A 20,686-nucleotide genomic window follows, 5' to 3' on the forward strand; every position below is an offset into this window, starting at 1 on the left:
TTTAATGGTTAATAAAAAGTAACAGTCACCATCAAAGCACACGTTCGCCATAATAGAATACGCAGAATTCACCTTCCTGCATTTTCGTCCATTGCTCATTATTGGTTAATGGACGGGTCGCAATGACAGTCACCACATCTGTCGCTGACGTTTCTTCATTGAAGTCGACAACCATATCTTCATCAATCAGACGGGCTTTGCCAAAGGGTGCACGGCGTGTTATCCAGGAAAGGTTATTGGTGCAGTAACTCATCACATATTCGCCGTCACTTAATAACATATTAAAAACGCCCATTTCACGCAGGGTATCGGCATAACCCGCCACTTTTTTGAACATCTCCAGCATATCATCGGGCTCACTGGAATAACTCTGGCGTAATTGACCCAAAATCCAGCAAAAAACACGCTCACTGTCGGTTTGTCCAACGGGCATATCCTGTCCCAACGGCAACGCTTCATAACCGGTCAGCTGACCATTATGGGCATAGGTCCAGTTTTTTCCCCACAATTCACGAATAAAAGGATGGGTATTTTCTAAACTGACACTGCCTCTGTTCGCCTGACGAATGTGACTGATCACAGATTTGCTCTTGATCGGATACTCTTTAACTAATTTTGCCACGGGAGAATTACAACTGGGACTGGGATCTTTAAAACTACGGCAACCTTTACCTTCGTAAAAAGTGATTCCCCAACCATCCTTATGCGGGCCCGTTTCGCCACCGCGCTTGATCAATCCGCTAAAACTGAAACAGATATCAGTGGGCACATTTGCGCTCATTCCTAACAATTCACACATTTATAAATCCTACTTTTTATTATTTAAGCCATTTTCTTTTCTATTAAATAAATCAAAATATGGATAATCTTGATATGCACCTCTTGGATACGATCAGCATATCCAAAATGAGGAACACGGATCTCAACATCTGCCAGCCCCGCCATTTGGCCGCCATCTTTACCGGTTAGCGCAATAACAGAAATACCTTTGGATTTTGCCGTTGCGATTGCGTTTAATATGTTTTTAGAATTGCCACTGGTTGACAAGCAGAACAACACATCACCCTTACGCCCGACGCCCTCCAGATAACGTGCAAAAATTGCATCATAACCGTAATCATTGCCAACGCAGGAGATATGACTCGGATCGGAAATAGCAATAGCGGGATAGGCAGGTCTATGTTCACGATATCGGCCGGTCAACTCTTCTGCAAAATGCATTGCGTCACAATGTGAACCACCGTTACCACAAGAAAGCACTTTACCGTCATTTTTAAAGGAGTCAGCGAGCAAGCTGGCCGCTTTTTCAATGTTTTTTAAGTTTTGCTGATCGGCTAAAAATGCCTGTAATACTTTTTCAGCTTCTAACAGCTCGGCTTTGATAATTGATAGATTCATCATTTCTCTTCTTATTTTATTTTTATTTAGGAATAATAATGGGTCATATAAAATGGGTGTACTGGCAACTAAGTCAATTTACCTAATACGCTTATTTTCACACAGTTGCCACGGTGATAACAGCGTCTTGATAGGGTAAATGTGAAATTAAACGGTCAAAAATTAAGTAGATACAAGATAAAGTGAAAAACCGGATTACGCTGATTACAATCCGGGTTGATTTAAGTGTCACTTACCAGTTTTTACCTAAAGAGAAAAACACTCGAAGATCATTCCCCTCATCATTGTCCAGAGCAACACCATAACCCACTCCAAACACGGCAGGTCCAAAGCTCGTATCTGTCCCTAAAAACAAACTGCCGGAAGTCATTAACTCATCTATTTGAATGCTTTCATTTACTCCCCAGACATTCCCCATTTCCAAACTCCCTCCCAGATACAGCGGTAAACCTGCATTATCAAATACTGTCCGTCCTAAATCATATTGATAAACCGCCGCAGCGAATACTTTATGCGCACCAATAAATGCATCTTTATGATAACCGGAAAGGTTCAAAAAACCTCCCAGCTCTGAAGCCCGTATAGAAAAATCATCTTTACTTAATACCGTGGCAAGAGAGCTTATCCCCACGAAGGTATGCTTTCCTACTCCCACCGCGCCACGCCAATCAAAATTGATTTCCACTGAGGTATTTTCGGTATTGTCTAAAAATGGATCGGCATATTGATCGTTACGAAAATAAAAATCCAGCGAAAGCTTATTCCCCTGGGTCGGGAAATTGATGCTGTTGAGATTATCATAACCAAATGACAGGTAAGCACCCAGCGAATGGTAACCAAGCGTATCATAGTCACTATTTTCAAAGGTCAGTTCTCCAATCTCAGCTAATAGCCCTATTTCCGAGATGCCGTTATCCGTATAAGAGTTCCCCAAACCAAGCTTAATCTGCCCGTAATCATGGGTTAATTCCGGTCTACTGCTGCTCTCTTCATATTTATCCTGCCGGTATTGCACTCGGGCACGACTAAAATAATCGTGCTCGGTGTCTAAGGGTTGATAAAACTCAGTCGCAAACATTGACTCCCAACCTAAAGAAACTTCATTTATCCACTGCCCTCCGTTGTCGGTTATATCGGTCAGAATATAAGCGAGATCCATCGACACGTGAGAATCACTGGAAAAATCCCCCTGCCAGCTGAAACCGAAGTGTAAATAATTAGGACCCCAGGACTTTGCTCTGGTTTTTATCACTAAAGTACGGCCGGCAGTTGTATCAATAAATTCCGCATTTACCGCGTTAAAGATATCCAATGCGTATACACGAGAAATAGCATCTTCTAGTTTTTCTTTACTGACCACATCCCCCACACTGATGCCCAACTGCCGTTCAATAATCTCCACTGCCACATTAGAGTCATTTTCATATTGAATATCAACAATCGGCTGTGATGCAGCTTTTATCCATTGCTCTTTTTTAGCTTGTTTTTGCTGCTTGTATTGCGCGTATTGCTTATCATCTATGCTTAAGGATTGTATTTTATTAATGTTTTCAAGGGCGGATTGTTCACCTAATTTAAGGGCTGCGGACATCTGCGAAAAATCGCTGGTGCTTAACTCGCCGATAGCTGGTCGAATCAGCAGATCTTTGTCATCGAGCAGGTCTATTTGTCTTGTTGTGGTATTGATGGTTAATATGTTGGATAACTGATCCAGTACATCAATAGGCAGGGTAATATCTTCCTGCTTTAATAAAGGCGATCCGATATCAACGGCAATAATAATATCAGCCCCCATTAACTTAACCACATCAACGGGCATATTATTAACAATCGCACCATCAACCAGTAAACGCCCGTCAATCACGGTCGGCTCAACAACACCGGGTACCGTTGAGGATGCCCTCATGGCCTGAACAAGGCTGCCATGATTGAGCACCACTGTCTCAGCCGTGACAATATCAGTGGCTACCGCGCGATAGGGGATAGGTAACTGATCAAAGCTTTCAAATTCGCTGACCACCCCGGTTGAAAGCTTAAGCAGTTGAAATGCGGATTGACCGAGCAATAGACCACTGGCGGTTTTAAGCGTTCCATCGCTGTAACCCAGGCGCAGGGTAAGATTATATTCATCACGTAACTGTTTGTCTGCGTACTGCAAATTCTCGCGCGGTATAAAATCTGAAAACCCCCTGTCCCAGTCAACATTGAGCATAATTTCTTCAATCTCATCGGCGTTGTACCCCAGCGCATACAGGCCCCCGATATAAGCGCCGATACTGGTGCCGGCAATAAAGTCAATCGGCACATTATTACGCTCTAATACTTTTAAAATACCGATGTGCGCGGCCCCCTTAGCACCACCTCCACCTAAAACCAGCCCTATTTTAGGCCGAGTTTGAGTCTCGGGCTGTGCAAAAACGGTTAAGGGCAGAATAAAAGATAACAGCAATAAATAACGCACGACAAAGCGTCCTTGTGACGGATTTTTAAGCATTGAATATTTGTTCCATTGTAAAATGTACCTATGCCGAAAAGTCGCTTAATAAGCTAAAATTATCAACATTACAAAAATAAATTCCCTAGTATAAAGCATTCCGCTCAAATTGCTTTTACAAGTATGCCCCATTAAAAAGGGGTCATTGCGCCGCTTAATCGGAGCAGCTTTTTGCTGAACTTAAATTTAACAACTTTACATTCTGGACAGATTCTTGGTATAAAGGTTGATTAAAAATTAAAGAGCCAAGCGCATGCATATATTAAATTTTGAAACCTTTTTAATCGCCATCACGATTCTCACCTTAACACCGGGTTTAGATACTGCGCTGGTTATTCGCAATGCTAGCCGCTCAGGGGGAATCGACGGTTGTGTTACAAGCTTGGGTATCTGCCTGGGGCTGTTTGTTCATGCGACATTATCAGCCGTGGGTATTTCAGCTATTCTGCTACAATCGGCACAACTGTTTCAGATAATGAAGTGGTGTGGAGCTGCATATTTAATCTGGCTGGGCTTAAGCAGCCTTAGAGCCACCTTTAAAGGGACAGGCAAACTAAATATCAGCAGCAGTGCGGGTATTACCTTTGACCCTAAACGCTCTCTTCGTGAAGGTTTTTTATCCAACGTACTTAATCCCAAAACAGCCATTTTTTACCTGGCTTTTTTACCACAATTTATTTCACCCGATTACTCTCCTTTTCTGCAATCATTAACCCTGGCGGGTATTCATTTTTTAATTGCAATGGTCTGGCAGTGCAGCTTATCCGGGGCAATCAACTCTGCCAAAAATTTATTAAAAAGCACCTCTATTATGTCCTGGATGGAGGGTGTCACGGGCACGGTACTGATCCTTCTAGGCATAAAATTATTAATGGATGATTCGGTGGTTTAATCAATTCTGCCAAAATTTATTAAAAGCACATCTGTTATATGACCAGGATGAAAGGTGTAACCGGCGCTGTACTGATTCTTCTGGGCATAACATTATTAATGGATGATTCGGTTTAATCTAAAATGAATTGTCACCCAATAAAGCCGCTCCGCGCACACCACTGCTATCACCAAACCGCGCAGGGACAATAGGCACTGCCTGAATGCCTTTAAATAAAAAATCGGGTAAGCGCTGATCAAGGTCGGCGTAGAGACGTTTTATATTTGATAAACCGCCACCAAGCACAATAATATCAACATCATAGGTCAATTGCAGGCTTGCAAATCCGCTACATAAAATATCAATAAAAACTTGATAGACATGCAACGCTTTTGGATCTTTTTCTGCAAGCAGTTTTAAAAATTCTTCGGTAGGCAGCCGTATCCTCAAAAAATGCTCGCAGAGATTGCTTAATCCGGTACCTGAAATGTAATGCTCTAAACAGCCATAAAGACCGCAATTGCACTGTTTTACAAACAGCCCATATTGGTTGACTAAATGCGCTGCAATCGGCATATGCCCCCATTCGCCAGCAACCCCGCTCGCACCACGGTAGACTTTACCGTCAAGCACTAATCCGCCACCCGCGCCGGTTCCGAGCACAGCGGCAAATACTCTGGGCATACCTTGACCTGCGCCGGTTAATGCCTCACAAAGCGCAAGACAGCGGCTGTCATTATCAATATACACGGCTCTGTTAAGCTCTGTTGCTAAATCACGGGCGACATGCTGCCCGGTTAAACAGGGTATATTTGAAGATATCTGCTTCGATGACCGAGTTTCCTGCACGCCGGGCAGGCCGATACCAACACTGCCGATACAGGAATATTGTTTATCTTTTTGCCTTACCAGCCGGCAAACGCTTTGCATAAAACGCTGATAATTTTCACTTGGAGTGCTGATTCGAGTAACATCTAGCACTTTAAAATCCCGGTCAAAAACCGCAATTTCAATCTTAGTGCCTCCAATATCTAAGCCGTAACGCATGCTTAATCCTTAACGGTATCCGTTGTCTATGTCCATAAAAGTAGCCAGACTGAGCTTTGTTCATTTAAACCGCCAACTCATTCTGAATAAAACAAATGATCCTACAATCAATATAATGAATGCAATTTAAGCATAATGATCGGATAACTTAATCTCTCTCTAAAGCGCTTGCAGCTGTATTTTGGGCGCATTAAGGTTAACGGGTTATACTTTACCCCGTATCCTGCATGAGTTATATAATTGCTCCATCAATAGATTCGTTGTTATTAATATTTTAACTGTTTCTGTTTTCATTTACTTTAATAAATTAAAACAGAGCCTACAGTCACTTCTAAGTAATTTGAATAAAAGGTGAATTATGAAATACAACAAAACGCTAATCGCACTCTCTTTAAGCACTTTACTGACGGCATGCGGCAGTAGTGAAGACACAAAAACGGGCGAATTCAATCTGGCCGTATCTGATAACCCGGCTGACGTAAAAGTTGTTAATATTGCTTTTAAACAAGTTGTGCTTAAAAACAGTGAAGGCTCTATTTCTTTTGATGTCTCACAAGACGGCGCATTAAAAAATGTCGACCTGCTCGAATTTCAAGGGAAAGAGATGGACGTATTAGTCAGCGGGCAATCTATTCCGGTGGGTGAATACCAGATGTGTATCTACATCAAAAAAAATGAGTCCGCAGATGATAGCAGTTCATATGTTCAGACAATGGATGGAAGTATTGCCGGACTGACAACTGTCAGCAATGGTTCCTGTGGTGGCGTTGGAGCTGAAGAAACAGATACAGGACGCTTATTTATTAACAAAACATTCACCATAGCGGCAGGCAGTAACAATTTTGTAGCAGAATTTGATTTATTGAAAATCTTACAGGGTCCTAAAGGAAATAAAGATTATTGGACTCTTAAACCAACGGGCATTGAACTGATTAACTTATCTGATGTTGGCAGCATATCCGGTGAAATCAGCATAGATACGAGCATAAACTGTGGGGAAGACTCTGGACACGCGGTATATTTGTACCCAGGCGATACATTGTTGGAAAACATGTCTGATTTTAGAGATGATGCGCTAGTCGAACCAGCAATAGCACCCATCGCTTCTGCTCGGGCCAATGCGATTGATGGCGATTCCAATAACGGGTATAGCTATGAGTTCGGTTTTGTGGTTGCCGGCAGCTATAGCTTAGGTTATACCTGTACAGCGCAGAATGATGATCCGGAACTGGCTAACGACGCAACAACAGCCCCTACTTTCTTCATCCATTCAGCCGGAGAGCCAGTAGAAGTCACAGCGGAAAATACAACAACAGTCGCTACTTTTTAGCAGATTCTGTAAATCGAATCTAAAGTAAGAGGAAAAAAGGACGGTACAATTTAATTGTACCGTCCTTTTTTTATAGCGCGCTTTTTATTGTCTGATTACGGATTAAGCGAATAACATTTTGCTGATAGTGCGCACACCGTGGCCTTTGCCACCCGCCGCCCACAAACCGTTATCACTCAGTTGATAACAACCGGAGAGATCAAAATGTACCCAGTTTGATTGTGGATTAATAACAAATTTTGCTAAAAATGCCGCCGCAGTTGAAGCCCCTGCCATGCCTTCACCACTGTGAATGTTTGCAATATCGGCAAATGATGAACTGATCTGCTGAAAATGGAACTCTTCTAGCGGTAAACGCCACAGAAATTCATTTTCCTGCTTGGCACAAGCACTTGCCAGCTCAACCAGTTGATCGTCCATGCTTAATACACAGTTATAATCACGTCCGACGGCCATTTTAGCAGCTCCGGTTAAGGTTGCCGCATCAATAATAATTTTAGCGTTATCTTCCTGCGCTGCAATCAGACCGTCGGCTAAGACTAAACGTCCTTCCGCGTCACTGTTTAACACTTCAACGGTAACGCCATTTTTATAAGTTATCACATCACCCAATTTATAAGCATGGCCACTGACCAAATTTTCCGCGCAGCACAGGTATAATTTAACCCGTTTGTTTAATCCGTTAGCAATGGCCAGCGCTAATGCCCCGGTTAGCGTCGCTGCGCCACCCATATCACTTTTCATGGTGGCCATCGAACCGCTGGGTTTTAAACTATAACCACCTGAATCAAAAGTGATACCTTTACCGACTAACGCATAGTCAACCACGGCGTCAGCATTCCCCGTTGGATTAAAATCCAGTTGTAACATACAGGGCGGGCGCTCACTGCCGCGGCCGACCTGATAAATTCCCTGAAAGTTTTCTTTTAGCAGCTGTTCACCGGAAATTATATGATGGGAAATTGCGCCACCTTCGAGTAAAACAGACTCGATTAACTGCACCGCTTTTTCACAGAGCAAAACAGGCGGTAAAGCTTCAGGCCCGAGATTAATCGTTTCCCGCACCCATTCAACAATCTTTTTTTGCGTTGTGAGGTTTTGTAACTGTATTGGATCCACTTCAGCAAAGTCTATATTTGCACCCTTTTTGGCGTTATAAAAACCCTGAGAAAATGCCCAACGCAGTTCCTTATCCCATAGTGAGCCGCTTAATTGAACCCCCTCAAGCGACATGCTATCTAACTTGCGGGCCGCTGTTTGAACCTGCCGGAATAAAGGCTTATCTTTATTCAAATGGACAGTGGCATGACCCTCGTTAAAACTCAGCAGAGCCCCCTTTCCCCAGATGGCCGATGCCGCTGCAAAACTTAAAGAAACCAAAAAAACATCGCTCATATTTTTTCCTTTTCGAAAAACAAAAACGCAAGCCAAAGCTTGCGTTTTTAAAAACTATATAGTCAAACTACCGGAAAATTCAGATTCACAGTAATTTGTGTATATCATTAAACTTCGTCAATCCAGCATTGCTGTACGGCCTCTAAAATCCGTTCGCTGCAATGGCTGGGATCATCATCAAAATCATCGAGACTCAAAATCCATTCTCGCAATTCAGTAAAATGCAGTTGAATTGGATCTTGCTTAGGGTATTTATCAATCAAAGCTAACGCTATTTCTAAAGAATCTATCCATTGTAACTTCATCTTTATCTCCTAGTTAATTGCAGCCTGGTCTGATATCACTAATGACTTTCTGAAACCATATTAACGGTGTATTTAGGAATTTCTACCACTAAATTTTCCTTTGTTACGCAGGCCTGACAACCTAACCGTGATTCTGGCTCAAGTCCCCATGCTTTATCTAACATGTCATCTTCCAGTTCATCACTTTCTTCAAGTGAATCAAAGCCTTCTCGAACGACTACATGGCAGGTAGTGCAGGCGCAGGATTTTTCACAGGCATGCTCAATATTAATATTGTTTTTTAAGGCAATATCTAAAATAGTCTCGCCTTCTTTAGCTTCAATCACTAAACCATCGGGACATAACTCTTCATTGGGTAAAAATATTACTTGTGGCATCTTAATGGCCCCTTCTATCTTTTAAATTAATTAATGCGTGCTAGATTTGATCTACTGAGCGACCCGTTAAAGCTTTTTTAATTGAGGCATCCATGCGTAATGATGCATAATTATCAGTTAGTTTGTCAATCGCTTCAAGTGCTTCTTTAATGGCATTAACATCATCATTTTCAGCAATTTTAGCGAGCACCTTGATATTATCTTTAATGACTTGATACTCGTCCAAGTCAAGCAGCTCTGCACCATCTTTATTAAGTGCCGCGTCAAGATTTTCGATAACACGTTTCACTTCAACTCGCTGTTCAATTAACATCCGCGCTTGAATATCTTTTTCAGCAAAGGTCATGGAATCAGTTAACATCTCCATCACCTGATCATCGCTTAAACCATAGGAAGGTTTTGCTTCTATCGAGGCATTCACTCCGGAGGATTTTTCCATCGCGGTGACACTTAATAAACCGTCGGCATCAACCTGAAAAGTCACCCTGATATGGGCGGCACCTGCCGCCATTGGCGGAATACCGGTCAACACAAAACGCGCTAAAGAACGGCAGTCACCGACCATTTCCCGCTCGCCCTGTAAGACATGGATTAGCATCGCGGTTTGACCGTCTTTAAAGGTCGTAAATTCTTGTGCGCGGGCAACCGGAATAGTGGTATTACGCGGAATGACTTTTTCAACTAACTCACCCATGGTCTCTAAACCCAATGACAGAGGTAGCACATCCAGTAATAACATTTCTGAATCAGGTTTATTACCGACTAAAATATCAGCCTGAATGGCAGCGCCGATAGCGACAACTTTATCGGGATCAATACCCGTTAACAGTTCTTTTTTAAAGAAATTAGCCACTTTTTCACGCACTAAGGGAACGCGCGTTGAACCGCCGACCATCACTACTTCTGCTATTTCATCAAGGTTAATGCCGGCATCTCGAATCGCCCGCTTGCAGGCACGTAATGTTTTTTGCACCAATTTTTCAATCAGCGACTCAAAAGTGCTTTTATCAAGCAACCCTGACCATTGCGCATACTCGAGTTTAATCTCAACCCGAGGCTGATCGCTAAGCTGCTGTTTGGCTGTCCGAGCAACATGTAATAACTCTTGCTGTAATTGCGGCGATATTTCGCCTGTAATGGCGGCTTCAGATTTAATCCAGTCAACAATAGTCAGGTCAAAATCATCACCACCAAGGGCAGTATCGCCACCCGTGGCAAGCACTTCAAAAACGCCCGCATGGAGGCGTAAAATAGAGATATCAAAGGTCCCGCCTCCTAAATCATAAACGGCAATCACGCCTTCCTGCCCGGAATCAAGTCCATAGGCAATGGCCGCAGCGGTAGGCTCGTTTAATAAACGTAAAACATGTAAACCTGCCAAACGCGCGGCGTCTTTGGTGCCTTGACGTTGTGCATCGTCAAAATAGGCGGGAACCGTAATAACAACCCCGTCAAGCTCGCCCTGCAGACTATCCGTCGCTCGCTGGCTTAATACTTTTAAAATTTCACTTGAAGCCTGAACGGCGTTGATTGCACCCGCTCTGGTATTAATTTGCGCCAGGCCGCTTTCGTGAGCACTGAACTCGTAGGGCAGATGGGTTTTATCCAAATCAACCAGAGTTTTGCCAATCAGCCGTTTAACGGAAACTAAAGTATTTAAGGGATCCGTTAAAAGGTGTTGCCGAGCATCATGGCCGACGCTTATCTGCGTATCACCCAGGGCATCTTTTTCACCGTAGTGCACCACGGACGGCAGCATATCTTGTTGCTGATGATCGACTAATGTAGCAGCCCCACCACTGCGGACAGTTGCAACCAATGAGTTGGTTGTCCCTAAATCGATACCAGCAGCTAATTTATGCTGGTGCGGCGCTGCAGATAAACCGGGCTCTGCAATTTGAAGTAATGCCATCGTTTAATATCCTGTTTTCTAGTGTCAGTCTTAATCGAACAATTTTTCTTCGATTAAAGCCAATTCAATTTGAAGTTTGAGCATGAATTTTAATTGTCTAATGCTGTTTGCGGTTGCTTCCAATTCATCATTTTGAAGTTGCACTTCTATCTTTGACTCTAAATCTGTGACCTGTTGTTGTATGTTCAGTGCAAATTCATCAATTTTATCTTGATCGTCTTCGGTAAATGCCGCGATACTTTCACGCCACTCCATCTGCTGCATCAAAAAAGCAGTATCTTGTAATGTTTTGTGTTCTAAAGCGATATCTACACCTGCCAATAACAGCAGGTATTGTGCACGTAAGCAACTGTTTTTTAATGTCTGGTAAGCATCATTTATTTCTGTACTTTTCTGCATTGCACGCAAACGTTCACTGGCGTTTTGCATCACGAATTTATCAGGATGGTATTGTTTTTGCAGTTCACGGTAAGTTGCAGATAATCGTGTTTGGTCAATTTGAAAGATGACCGGAAGAGAAAATAGCTCGAAGTAATTCACAACAGTTTCCTAAAAAAAAAGAGGAAAAATGTAAACATAATTCCTCAGTAAAATACGATTTATCAGTATAACGAGTTCGAGGCTTAAATTTAAGTATCAGACACTAAAACTTTCACCACAACCACACTCACCGTCTATATTAGGGTTGTTAAATTCAAAACCTTCATTCAGGCCTTCTTTAACAAAATCTAATTCTGTACCATCGAGGTAAGTGAGACTTTTTTTATCAACAATGACTTTGACACCTTTATCGATAAATACCTCATCGTCATCATTAAGCACATCAACAAACTCAAGTACATAAGCCATACCTGAACAACCCGATGTTTTAACCCCTAAGCGTAAACCAATTCCTTTGCCGCGATTAGAGAGAAAAGCAGCAACATGTTTTGCCGCTGGTTCTGTCATTGTGATAGCCAAAAGTGACTCCCGTTATTAATTCAAAAATTTAATATTGGCAAATATCCGCAGATACATACCACCGCTTTTTATGCGTTCGGATGTTTACTTTTATAATCAGTAATTGCCGCTTTAATTGCATCTTCAGCAAGAATAGAACAGTGAATTTTCACTGGCGGTAAAGCAAGCTCTGCTGAGATTTGAGTGTTAGTAATAGTGCCCGCTTGTTCCAGCGTTTTACCTTTTACCCATTCAGTTACTAAAGAGCTTGATGCTATTGCGCTACCACAACCGTACGTTTTGAATTTGGCATCTTCAATCACGCCATTTTCACCAATTTTAAGCTGTAGTTTCATTACATCACCACAAGCAGGTGCACCAACCATACCGGTTGCAACACTTAGATCATCTTTGTCAAACGAACCAACGTTACGTGGGTTTTCATAATGGTCTATTACTTTTTCGCTGTAAGCCATGATAGTTATCCTTTTAGTCTTTTGTCTAATATTGTTCGTAAATGTAATTTAGTGTTCATTCTCTTGAGTAAAAGTACAATGCTTCTTTGTAAGCCTTGTACTATCATCTAAAAGCCTCAATCAAACCTAGTGATGTGCCCACTCGATACTCTTGATATCGATGCCTTCTTTATACATATCCCACAAAGGAGACATATCACGTAAGCGTCCGATATTTTTACGAATAATGTTAATTGCGTAATCAATTTCTTCTTCAGTGGTGAAACGACCGATACTGAAACGAATTGAACTGTGCGCCAACTCGTCATCACGGCCGATAGCACGTAAAACATACGAAGGCTCTAAACTTGCCGAGGTACATGCACTGCCCGAAGAGACAGCTAAATCTTTAAGCGCCATTACCAAAGACTCACCTTCAACATAGTTAAAACTAATATTGATATTACCCGCAACACGGTTTTCTAAAGAGCCGTTTACATAGACCTCTTCCATGTTGTTAACGCCGTTTAATAAACGCGTCCGTAATGCCAGGATACGTTCATTATCAGAGGCCATCTCTTCTTTAGCGATGCGGAAAGCTTCGCCCATAGCGGCTATTTGGTGTGTTGGTAATGTACCGCTGCGCATACCACGTTCATGGCCACCACCGTGCATTTGTGCTTCTAAACGAACACGCGGTTTACGACTGACATACAGTGCACCGATGCCCTTAGGACCGTAAACTTTATGCGCTGAAAATGACATTAAATCCACTTTGATTGCCTGTGTATCAATCTCTACTTTGCCGGCACTTTGCGCCGCATCAACATGAAAGATGGTTTTATTCGCGCGGCACAGTTCGCCAAAAGCGGCGATATCTTGAATCACCCCAATTTCATTATTTACGTGCATTAAACTAACCAGAACCGTATCCGGACGTAATGCCTCTTTTAATTGTTGCGGTGTTATGATGCCATCTTCCTTGGGATCCAGGTAAGTCACTTCATAACCTTCACGCTCAAGCTGACGACAAGTGTCTAATACGGCTTTATGCTCAGTTTTTGCGGTAATGATATGCTTACCTTTTTTAACATAAAAATGAGCAGCACCTTTAATAGCAAGATTGTTTGATTCTGTTGCGCCGGAGGTGAAAACCATTTCTCGAGGATCTGCATTAATCAAATCCGCAATTTGTTCGCGCGCAAGATCCACAGCTTCTTCGGCATGCCAGCCAAATCGATGCGAACGGGAAGCCGGATTACCGAACTCGCCACCTAAGGTCAGATATTGCATCATTTTTTCTGCAACACGGGGATCAACAGGTGTAGTTGAAGAGTAATCAAGGTAAATTGGTAATTTCATTTGTATCTCCACTGTGACGGATAAACGTATTATTGTGCTTTAACGTTTAATTGTTCAGTTTGGTTAAATTTGTTATTCTGAATTTCAGAAATATTCTGCACATGCTCAGAGGTCATTAACTCTTCAAGGGTGATATTATCTAAAAAGGTACTGATTCGATCACTTAGCTGAGCCCACAATGAATGTGTTAAACACTGTACGCCATCGTCGGAACAAGCACCTTTTCCGGTGCACTTCCTGACATCTACAGATTCATTTACGGCGTCAATGATCATTGCTACTGAGATTTCATTGCGCTCTTTGCCCAGTCTATACCCTCCACCCGGCCCACGGACACTGCTAACCAATTCCTTTTTACGTAATTTGGAAAAAAGCTGCTCAAGATATGAAAGGGATATGCCCTGACGTTCCGAAATATCAGCTAATGGTACAGGTCCGGTATGCTCTTTAATGGCGACATCAAGCATGGCGGTGACTGCGTATCGACCTTTTGAAGTTAATTTCATAATGCTTCACTTATATAGTGGGAAAATGAGATATAACAACACTTTCCGTGGACTTCATAAGGTCAGTATAAATACCTGACAAAAATAGTCAAGTAAAAAACCATACGCTTTAGTAGGTTTTTATTGTTTGTCTGAATCGGCGGATTTATTAACATTTTTACCCGCAGAACCCACGGCTTTTTGGACGCTGCTTAAAATCCCCCGCCACATTCTAAGCTCTTTAACTTCGGGGCGAGCGCGGTTGAAAAAGCGCCGTAATTTATTCATTACCAAGCCTGGATGTGCAGGAACAATAAAGTTAGTATCCGTTAACGTTTGTTCCAGGTGGTTAAATAATCCTTCGATTTCCTGCGCAAGAGGATATTCCTCGAGCTGTTCGGGATAAGCCGTTGCAGCCAAAAATGCCATGCGAATCTCATAGCTCAAAGTTTGTACTGCCATAGCTAAATTTAAGGAGCTATAGTCCGGATTTGCAGGAATAAACACATGAAAATGACACTTTTGCAGCTCATCATTAGTCAAACCACTGTTTTCGCGACCAAACACTAATGCTACGGGGTGTTTGCTTCCTTCAACAACCGCTTTCAGACCCATTTCACGCGGGTCCAGCATCGGCCAGTCGAGTGTTCGCGGGCGTGCACTGGCTCCAATCACCAAACCACAATCGGCAAGCGCTTCATCTAAGGTACTGCAAAGCTGATGATTTTTTAATACATCCGAAGCACCGGCCGAAAGTGCAATGGATTTTCCATCAATTTCACATTCAGGCGCGACCAGTACTAGTTTTGTTAACCCCATTGTTTTCATTGCTCTTGCTGCACTGCCGACATTTCCGGGATGAGAAGTACCAATGAGTATAATGCGTACGTTTTCTAGCATCTGTATTCCTTTATGTTTAAGACGAATTTAAGTGCCCGAAGTTTACCACTAATTAAATTACAAAAAACAGTTCTATTATCGCCGCTTAACCATCTATTTTGTAGAATAAAGTCGATGATTAACAGTGAAACTAGAAACAGTTCGAAAAATAAACAAGGTGAAATATTGCAGATTTATGTGATCTCTGTATAATTCTGCGCCGAGGGAATCTCCCTTCAATGTTCTTTAAAATCTAATGGTGATCCAATGCATCCAATGTTAAATATTGCGATTCGTGCTGCCCGTAATGCAGGCAAAGTAATTGTTAAAGGCTACGAAAATTTAGAAGCTGTCGAAGTTGAAGAAAAATCATTAAATGATTATGTCTGCAGCGTTGATAAAGAAGCGGAAGTTGCAATAATTGGTACTTTACGCAAATCATTCCCGGACCACTGCATCATTGCAGAAGAGTCAGGCGCAGATGAAGGTAAAGACAAGGATTACCAATGGATTATTGATCCGTTAGACGGTACAACTAATTTCCTTCACGGTATCCCGCACTTTGCTGTATCTATTGCATTAAAAATAAAAGGCCGTACTGAAGTTGGTGTTGTATTCGATCCAATTCGTAACGAGCTGTTCTCGGCTGTTAAAGGTCAGAGTGCTCAAATTAATGGTTACCGTACGCGTACTAATATAGTCGCAAAACTTCCCGGTACACTTTTAGCCACAGGTTTTCCTTTCAAGCAAAAACACCACACAGAAACATACTTAAATATCTTTAGAGATTTCTTTATGGATGTTGCCGATATGCGTCGTAGCGGTAGTGCTGCGCTTGATCTTGCTTATGTTGCGGCTGGTCGTATGGATGGATTCTGGGAATTTGGTTTAAAGCCTTGGGATATCGCGGCTGGTGAACTATTAATTAAAGAATCGGGTGCAATGATGACCGACTTTAACGGCGGCAATGATCACATGAAATCCGGTAATGTTGTTGCAGCAAATCCAAAGCTGTTAAAAGAGATGCTAACGGTTATTCGTAAACATAACCTTTAAAAGAGATGCTCAGGGTTATTGGTAAATATAACCCGTAAACAGCATTAATCTCTTTACAAAAACGCAAACATCCGTTTGCGTTTTTTTATGCCTAAAACTAACCCGCCATTGCCCAAATAACGCTTAACAGGGATGCTAGTAGCTATTGGAAACAAACAGTTAACTTTCCGGCAAGCTCAGCACCACTAGATTGTTTATTTAACAACCTACACTCAACTTATTCATCCTAATAATTTGATCAAGAACAAATTCACATCCGCTAGTAATTGCAATTTAATCACAACTACATATTATAAATATTCCTAATTTAATAAAAGTGAATAATCATAATGAAAAATTACCCAGATACTTTATTTGAAGAAATGAAACTGCTTGCCAAATTCCCTGTTGAATCTCAACTAGGCGGCATTAAAGTCCATAAAGATGCAGATCCGTCCGTCCTTGCCGCAGCCAAATCATTGTATGACAAAGGTTTAACAACGAATCCCGATGGTGGTTATTTAACTGACAGCGGTTTTGAAACGGTCGATCACCTTAACCACGTTTTAGTGACATTAGGATAAGACAGTGTTTTTCTCATCTCTTTGTTTTAGCATTATCAGACTAAGACAGTATTTTTCTCAGCTAATCTATCAAGCGGCATTGACCTGAGCCGCTTTTTTTTACCTTCTGTTTTTAACGTCATGAAACTCAAATGCTATGTCGCTCAGTTAAGCGATTAAGCTGAACCACTTTTTTCATCCTCCCTTTTTAGCGCTGTTTTCTCAGTTATCCCAATTCAACTAAGGTAATATTTTTGTAGCCGACTCTGTTGAGTTATTAAACCGGACGAGGTACATTCTCCGTCTTCTGTCATTTGATTTTATTTAAGGCCTTTTAATGAAAGTTATCTCATTCAACATCAATGGGCTGCGAGCTCGTCTTCACCAGCTGCAAGCTATTATTGATAAACACCAACCAGATGTCATCGGGCTTCAGGAAATCAAGGTCCATAACGATGTTTTCCCCGTTGCTGATGTTGAAGCAATGGGATACCACGTTTATTTTCATGGGCAAAAAGGCCATTACGGTGTGGCAATGATGTGTAAAAATAAAGCCCTTGATGTGCAATACGGTTTTCCTACGGACGACGAAGAAGCGCAGCGCCGCATGATCATGGTCACAATAGAAGATAAAGAGGGTTTACCCGTGCGCATCCTCAATGGTTATTTTCCCCAGGGAGAGAGCCAAACTCACGAAACCAAGTACCCTGCAAAACGTAAATTTTACCAAGATTTAAATATTTATCTCAATGAGTTTCACAATGATCAGGAACAACTGATTGTGATGGGAGATATTAATATCTCTCGGCTTGATTTGGATATCGGCATCGGTGAAGTCAATAAAAAACGCTGGTTACAAACGAAAAAATGCAGTTTTTTGCCGGAAGAGCGTGAATGGTTAGCTAAATTAATGGATTTTGGTCTTATTGATACCTTCAGATTATTAAACCCCGAAGTTTCTGACCAGTACAGCTGGTTTGATTATCGCTCCCGTGGTTTTGATGATAATAGAGGTTTACGGATAGACGTTATTTTAGCCACGGAAAAATTGGCAGAAAAAACCATCGATACCGGCATCGATTATGAGTTAAGAGCTATCGAGAAACCTTCTGATCATGCTCCTATCTGGACAGAATTTGCTAACTGATGACAAATCCATTAATTTTCTGTGCATTTAATTAGTGGAATTGCTATCAAACTTATTTGAACTCACTTTAGTGCTTCTTAAGTGAGTTTAATTTTTCAAGTGAGTTTAAATTTTTGGCCATGGCAACTTTTCGGTGGCACCGATCGCTTCTATTTGCTCGATAAAAACTTCATTTGTAAATAAACACCCTGACTCGGGATTAACTTTAAAATGATAGTCTTGATCATTTAATTTAAAGTCAATCTGGTAAGCATGCAGATAAGCGCGATCAAATGCCGCAGTCTGCTCCGATTTTTCAGCGTATAAAGGATCACCGCAAATAGCACTGCCGATACTTTTAAGGGCAACACGAATCTGATGTGTTTTCCCGGTACGCGGTTTAATAACAAACAGACGTTTGCCATCCTCCAATGGATAACTGAAAAACTGGGTGATCGCCAAATTATTGGGCTGTTTAGTTAACTTCCACATAGAGCGACGGGATTTTTCCATACCGCCCTTTATTAACCCCTGCTTCTTTTTGGGTTTTTTATCACTGATTGCCAGATAATATTTTTGAACCTGATGATCAAAAAATAAGGCAGAAAGTTGTGCGGCAAGCTGGGATGATTTAGCCAACAGTAATAAACCCGAGGTCATTTTATCTAAACGGTGGACGCTATAAAGTTTGCATTCAAAGGCTTTTTCCGCGGCAACCACTACTCCAAACTCACCATCTTCACTGTGAAAATTAATACCGGCCTGTTTATTGATCACAATAAATTCGTTATTTTCATGGACCACTGAAAAATAATTTTTATAGCGCGCCAAAAGATCACCCGATACATTAGACATGGTTATTTACCTGCAAAGAAAAATGCCCCAGTGTACTCAACAATAAAGGCAATGAAGACACTATTTCATCCATTTCCGGCAGTTGATTGTATACAGCCAACATCTGCGCTTGATCGTCACCGTTATCTGCCATTTTACTTAATAATAATGTTGTGGTCTGCAACAGCTGCGCAAGCGTCCCTTCTTCGGTCATCCCGATAGTCTGCCAAATTTCCTCAACATGTTGAAAACCCGATAAATAACCGCATGCGAAATGTCTGCCCTGCGCGGTAATCTGCAAGGATTCATTGATCCAATCTTGGGTCGGTAACACAAGCGCTGCCGATTGTTGGTAGCCAGTAAAACAAGCATCGTAAAACTGCATGGCCGCAGTCGCAAATTCAACCGCCAACTGCTCATTACTAAAAGAGGGTGTTTGACCTTCAGCCCATAAACCGGGTAGCCAGTCCTGCAGCTCAAGTTGTACGGGAGATGCGCTGATGGCGCAGATAAACCCTAACATTTGGTCTGCATCCAGCGCACTCTTTTTGATTTCAGCTATCTCACAGAGTGCCAGTAAAGGTTGATAAGGGGAGCTTTGTTTATTCATTTTTCACCTAAAAAAAAACCTACCGAAAGGTAGGCTGATAGCATATAAATTTATCTTTCTGTGATTAGAATAACACGTTCGATAAATTGTATAAATCTTCGCGGAATGGACGCTGCATCTCTTCTAAACATTCAATAATGTCATGGTCAACCATCTCACCATGTTGAATACCAATACAACGTGCGCTTTTACCATCAATCAAAAGTTCAACGGCACGGGCACCCATACGGCTTGCTAATACGCGGTCAAACGCCATAGGTGAACCACCACGCTGAATATGACCTAAAATAGTGGCGCGTGTTTCACGGCCAGTCTTAGCTTCGATACGTTTAGCCAGTGCAGTCACATCAGTAACATGTTCTGTGATCATGATAATGGCATGCTTTTTACCCGAAGCTTCGCCAGTCTCAATATGCTCGAATAATTCAGCTTCGTTATAACCAATTTCCGGCAGAACAACATATTCACTGCCGCCCGCAATAGCAGACCAAAGCGTTAAATCACCACAATAGCGGCCCATCACTTCAACAATAGAGATACGGTTATGTGAAGAAGAAGTATCACGTAAACGGTCTACCGCATCAACAATGGTATTTAAACAGGTCATAAATCCGATGGTATAATCTGTTCCGGCAATATCATTATCAATTGTGCCGGGAATACCGATACAGGGATAACCCATTTCACTGAGTTTTTTCGCACCCATATAAGAACCGTCACCACCGATCACAACCAAGGCTTCAATACCGTGCTTTTCCAGATTTTTAATCGCTTCTTTACGAACACTTTCTTCTTTAAATTCAGGAAAGCGGGCCGTACCTAAGAAAGTACCACCACGGTTGATCATATCCGAAACAGAATGACGAGTTAACTGTTTGATATTACCCTTATGAAGTCCGGCATAACCATCATAAATACCATACACTTCAATACCATTTGTCAGTGCACAGCGTACCACTGCACGTATCGCTGAATTCATCCCAGGTGCATCACCGCCACTTGTTAAAATACCAATCTTCTTAATCATTTGCTACCTCATTCTGTTACTACTGTAACTGCTAAGTAAATATTCGAAATATGTGATAATGGCGGAAGATGATTTCATCTCTCCTGCCTTAAATTCTTATAAAAAAATCGTAAATTCTGTAATTAATATAAATTAGTCTACCTTTTTTTGTGACATGTATCTATTTAATTACGCTTTATAATATTCAGCTATTTAATGACATTCTTGTTACTTTTTCAATAAATGCTACGATGATATATTAA

The 20,686-nt window shown here is 41.7% G+C and carries 22 protein-coding genes; 5 read left to right on the top strand and 17 right to left on the bottom strand.

Features of this window, described 5'->3' with window-relative positions:
• Positions 1 to 31: 31 nt before the first annotated feature.
• The 3 genes from ACJAZP_RS02925 to ACJAZP_RS02935 form a co-directional block, all read right to left on the bottom strand.
• Positions 32 to 799 carry a class II glutamine amidotransferase gene (locus ACJAZP_RS02925; RefSeq protein WP_415229235.1) on the bottom strand — a complete coding sequence of 256 codons (768 nt, stop codon included), beginning with the start codon at positions 797 to 799 and terminating at the stop codon, positions 32 to 34.
• Between the two features lie 23 nt (positions 800 to 822).
• Complete coding sequence (gene lpcA, locus ACJAZP_RS02930; RefSeq protein ID WP_415229236.1) at positions 823 to 1,398, bottom strand: D-sedoheptulose 7-phosphate isomerase; 576 nt, start codon at positions 1,396 to 1,398, stop codon at positions 823 to 825.
• 232 nt (positions 1,399 to 1,630) lie between these two features.
• Positions 1,631 to 3,892 carry a patatin-like phospholipase family protein gene (locus tag ACJAZP_RS02935; protein ID WP_415229237.1) on the bottom strand — a complete coding sequence of 754 codons (2,262 nt, stop codon included), beginning with the start codon at positions 3,890 to 3,892 and terminating at the stop codon, positions 1,631 to 1,633.
• Between the two features lie 253 nt (positions 3,893 to 4,145).
• Between ACJAZP_RS02935 and ACJAZP_RS02940 the strand changes: the two genes are divergently transcribed.
• Complete coding sequence (locus ACJAZP_RS02940; protein WP_415229238.1) at positions 4,146 to 4,784, top strand: LysE family translocator; 639 nt, start codon at positions 4,146 to 4,148, stop codon at positions 4,782 to 4,784.
• Between the two features lie 117 nt (positions 4,785 to 4,901).
• Here ACJAZP_RS02940 and ACJAZP_RS02945 read toward each other — a convergent pair whose 3' ends face one another.
• On the bottom strand, positions 4,902 to 5,810 hold the full coding sequence (locus tag ACJAZP_RS02945; protein WP_415229239.1) for an ROK family protein: 909 nt from the start codon (positions 5,808 to 5,810) through the stop codon (positions 4,902 to 4,904).
• Between the two features lie 358 nt (positions 5,811 to 6,168).
• Here ACJAZP_RS02945 and ACJAZP_RS02950 point away from each other — a divergent pair, with 358 nt between their 5' ends.
• Complete coding sequence (locus tag ACJAZP_RS02950; protein WP_415229240.1) at positions 6,169 to 7,140, top strand: DUF4382 domain-containing protein; 972 nt, start codon at positions 6,169 to 6,171, stop codon at positions 7,138 to 7,140.
• Positions 7,141 to 7,242: 102 nt separating this feature from the next.
• Here ACJAZP_RS02950 and pepB read toward each other — a convergent pair whose 3' ends face one another.
• The 10 genes from pepB to trmJ all read right to left on the bottom strand — a co-directional run bounded on the left by pepB (position 7,243) and on the right by trmJ (position 15,270).
• On the bottom strand, positions 7,243 to 8,535 hold the full coding sequence (gene pepB, locus ACJAZP_RS02955) for an aminopeptidase PepB (protein ID WP_415229241.1): 1,293 nt from the start codon (positions 8,533 to 8,535) through the stop codon (positions 7,243 to 7,245).
• Positions 8,536 to 8,642: 107 nt separating this feature from the next.
• Entirely contained in the window at positions 8,643 to 8,840 is a 198-nt protein-coding gene (iscX, locus tag ACJAZP_RS02960; protein WP_415229242.1) for a Fe-S cluster assembly protein IscX, read from the bottom strand.
• A gap of 38 nt (positions 8,841 to 8,878) precedes the next feature.
• The gene (fdx, locus tag ACJAZP_RS02965) at positions 8,879 to 9,217 is read right to left on the bottom strand and encodes an ISC system 2Fe-2S type ferredoxin (RefSeq protein ID WP_415229243.1); all 339 of its coding nucleotides are present in this window, start codon (positions 9,215 to 9,217) and stop codon (positions 8,879 to 8,881) included.
• Positions 9,218 to 9,257: 40 nt separating this feature from the next.
• Positions 9,258 to 11,129 (bottom strand): Fe-S protein assembly chaperone HscA, encoded by a 1,872-nt coding sequence (hscA, locus tag ACJAZP_RS02970; RefSeq protein ID WP_415229244.1) that lies wholly within the window; start codon positions 11,127 to 11,129, stop codon positions 9,258 to 9,260.
• 30 nt (positions 11,130 to 11,159) lie between these two features.
• Positions 11,160 to 11,669 carry a co-chaperone HscB gene (gene hscB, locus ACJAZP_RS02975; RefSeq protein ID WP_415229245.1) on the bottom strand — a complete coding sequence of 170 codons (510 nt, stop codon included), beginning with the start codon at positions 11,667 to 11,669 and terminating at the stop codon, positions 11,160 to 11,162.
• A gap of 96 nt (positions 11,670 to 11,765) precedes the next feature.
• The gene (gene iscA, locus ACJAZP_RS02980) at positions 11,766 to 12,089 is read right to left on the bottom strand and encodes an iron-sulfur cluster assembly protein IscA (RefSeq protein ID WP_415229246.1); all 324 of its coding nucleotides are present in this window, start codon (positions 12,087 to 12,089) and stop codon (positions 11,766 to 11,768) included.
• A gap of 68 nt (positions 12,090 to 12,157) precedes the next feature.
• A complete protein-coding gene (gene iscU / locus ACJAZP_RS02985) occupies positions 12,158 to 12,544 on the bottom strand; it encodes a Fe-S cluster assembly scaffold IscU (RefSeq protein ID WP_415229247.1) in 387 nt (128 codons plus the stop codon).
• A 126-nt stretch (positions 12,545 to 12,670) separates the two neighbouring features.
• Positions 12,671 to 13,885 carry an IscS subfamily cysteine desulfurase gene (locus ACJAZP_RS02990; protein WP_415229248.1) on the bottom strand — a complete coding sequence of 405 codons (1,215 nt, stop codon included), beginning with the start codon at positions 13,883 to 13,885 and terminating at the stop codon, positions 12,671 to 12,673.
• Between the two features lie 29 nt (positions 13,886 to 13,914).
• Positions 13,915 to 14,391 (bottom strand): Fe-S cluster assembly transcriptional regulator IscR, encoded by a 477-nt coding sequence (gene iscR / locus ACJAZP_RS02995; RefSeq protein ID WP_415229249.1) that lies wholly within the window; start codon positions 14,389 to 14,391, stop codon positions 13,915 to 13,917.
• A gap of 120 nt (positions 14,392 to 14,511) precedes the next feature.
• Positions 14,512 to 15,270 carry a tRNA (cytosine(32)/uridine(32)-2'-O)-methyltransferase TrmJ gene (gene trmJ, locus ACJAZP_RS03000; protein WP_415229250.1) on the bottom strand — a complete coding sequence of 253 codons (759 nt, stop codon included), beginning with the start codon at positions 15,268 to 15,270 and terminating at the stop codon, positions 14,512 to 14,514.
• A gap of 246 nt (positions 15,271 to 15,516) precedes the next feature.
• On the opposite strand from trmJ, the gene suhB reads away from it, so the two are divergent.
• The 3 genes from suhB to xthA all read left to right on the top strand — a co-directional run bounded on the left by suhB (position 15,517) and on the right by xthA (position 17,994).
• Positions 15,517 to 16,305, top strand: a complete 789-nt coding sequence (suhB, locus tag ACJAZP_RS03005; RefSeq protein WP_415229251.1) for an inositol-1-monophosphatase — start codon at positions 15,517 to 15,519, stop codon at positions 16,303 to 16,305.
• Positions 16,306 to 16,634: 329 nt separating this feature from the next.
• The gene (locus ACJAZP_RS03010; RefSeq protein WP_415229252.1) at positions 16,635 to 16,868 is read left to right on the top strand and encodes a TIGR02647 family protein; all 234 of its coding nucleotides are present in this window, start codon (positions 16,635 to 16,637) and stop codon (positions 16,866 to 16,868) included.
• A 316-nt stretch (positions 16,869 to 17,184) separates the two neighbouring features.
• Positions 17,185 to 17,994: an exodeoxyribonuclease III gene (xthA, locus tag ACJAZP_RS03015; RefSeq protein WP_415229253.1), complete on the top strand. Its 810-nt coding sequence runs from the start codon at positions 17,185 to 17,187 to the stop codon at positions 17,992 to 17,994.
• Positions 17,995 to 18,099: 105 nt separating this feature from the next.
• On the opposite strand, the gene ACJAZP_RS03020 is transcribed toward xthA, so the two are convergent.
• The 3 genes from ACJAZP_RS03020 to pfkA all read right to left on the bottom strand — a co-directional run bounded on the left by ACJAZP_RS03020 (position 18,100) and on the right by pfkA (position 20,444).
• The gene (locus ACJAZP_RS03020) at positions 18,100 to 18,828 is read right to left on the bottom strand and encodes a TIGR01621 family pseudouridine synthase (protein WP_415229254.1); all 729 of its coding nucleotides are present in this window, start codon (positions 18,826 to 18,828) and stop codon (positions 18,100 to 18,102) included.
• Positions 18,821 to 19,417 (bottom strand): UPF0149 family protein, encoded by a 597-nt coding sequence (locus ACJAZP_RS03025; RefSeq protein ID WP_415229255.1) that lies wholly within the window; start codon positions 19,415 to 19,417, stop codon positions 18,821 to 18,823. The genes ACJAZP_RS03020 and ACJAZP_RS03025 overlap by 8 nt, the downstream gene beginning before the upstream one ends.
• A gap of 64 nt (positions 19,418 to 19,481) precedes the next feature.
• On the bottom strand, positions 19,482 to 20,444 hold the full coding sequence (gene pfkA / locus ACJAZP_RS03030) for a 6-phosphofructokinase (RefSeq protein ID WP_415229256.1): 963 nt from the start codon (positions 20,442 to 20,444) through the stop codon (positions 19,482 to 19,484).
• Between the last annotated feature and the right edge of the window lie 242 nt (positions 20,445 to 20,686).

The sequence above is a fragment of the Psychromonas sp. genome (genome assembly GCF_047632955.1).
Lineage (GTDB): Bacteria > Pseudomonadota > Gammaproteobacteria > Enterobacterales > Psychromonadaceae > Psychromonas.

Bases quoted from the DNA above. Each gene is read 5' to 3' on its own strand.
- ACJAZP_RS02925 (WP_415229235.1), bottom strand. From the start codon at position 799: ATGTGTGAATTGTTAGGAATGAGCGCAAATGTGCCCACTGATATCTGT.
- lpcA (WP_415229236.1), bottom strand. From the start codon at position 1,398: ATGAATCTATCAATTATCAAAGCCGAGCTGTTAGAAGCTGAAAAAGTA.
- ACJAZP_RS02935 (WP_415229237.1), bottom strand. From the start codon at position 3,892: ATGCTTAAAAATCCGTCACAAGGACGCTTTGTCGTGCGTTATTTATTG.
- ACJAZP_RS02940 (WP_415229238.1), top strand. From the start codon at position 4,146: ATGCATATATTAAATTTTGAAACCTTTTTAATCGCCATCACGATTCTC.
- ACJAZP_RS02945 (WP_415229239.1), bottom strand. From the start codon at position 5,810: ATGCGTTACGGCTTAGATATTGGAGGCACTAAGATTGAAATTGCGGTT.
- ACJAZP_RS02950 (WP_415229240.1), top strand. From the start codon at position 6,169: ATGAAATACAACAAAACGCTAATCGCACTCTCTTTAAGCACTTTACTG.
- pepB (WP_415229241.1), bottom strand. From the start codon at position 8,535: ATGAGCGATGTTTTTTTGGTTTCTTTAAGTTTTGCAGCGGCATCGGCC.
- iscX (WP_415229242.1), bottom strand. From the start codon at position 8,840: ATGAAGTTACAATGGATAGATTCTTTAGAAATAGCGTTAGCTTTGATT.
- fdx (WP_415229243.1), bottom strand. From the start codon at position 9,217: ATGCCACAAGTAATATTTTTACCCAATGAAGAGTTATGTCCCGATGGT.
- hscA (WP_415229244.1), bottom strand. From the start codon at position 11,129: ATGGCATTACTTCAAATTGCAGAGCCCGGTTTATCTGCAGCGCCGCAC.
- iscU (WP_415229247.1), bottom strand. From the start codon at position 12,544: ATGGCTTACAGCGAAAAAGTAATAGACCATTATGAAAACCCACGTAAC.
- ACJAZP_RS02990 (WP_415229248.1), bottom strand. From the start codon at position 13,885: ATGAAATTACCAATTTACCTTGATTACTCTTCAACTACACCTGTTGAT.
- iscR (WP_415229249.1), bottom strand. From the start codon at position 14,391: ATGAAATTAACTTCAAAAGGTCGATACGCAGTCACCGCCATGCTTGAT.
- trmJ (WP_415229250.1), bottom strand. From the start codon at position 15,270: ATGCTAGAAAACGTACGCATTATACTCATTGGTACTTCTCATCCCGGA.
- suhB (WP_415229251.1), top strand. From the start codon at position 15,517: ATGCATCCAATGTTAAATATTGCGATTCGTGCTGCCCGTAATGCAGGC.
- ACJAZP_RS03010 (WP_415229252.1), top strand. From the start codon at position 16,635: ATGAAAAATTACCCAGATACTTTATTTGAAGAAATGAAACTGCTTGCC.
- xthA (WP_415229253.1), top strand. From the start codon at position 17,185: ATGAAAGTTATCTCATTCAACATCAATGGGCTGCGAGCTCGTCTTCAC.
- ACJAZP_RS03020 (WP_415229254.1), bottom strand. From the start codon at position 18,828: ATGTCTAATGTATCGGGTGATCTTTTGGCGCGCTATAAAAATTATTTT.
- ACJAZP_RS03025 (WP_415229255.1), bottom strand. From the start codon at position 19,417: ATGAATAAACAAAGCTCCCCTTATCAACCTTTACTGGCACTCTGTGAG.
- pfkA (WP_415229256.1), bottom strand. From the start codon at position 20,444: ATGATTAAGAAGATTGGTATTTTAACAAGTGGCGGTGATGCACCTGGG.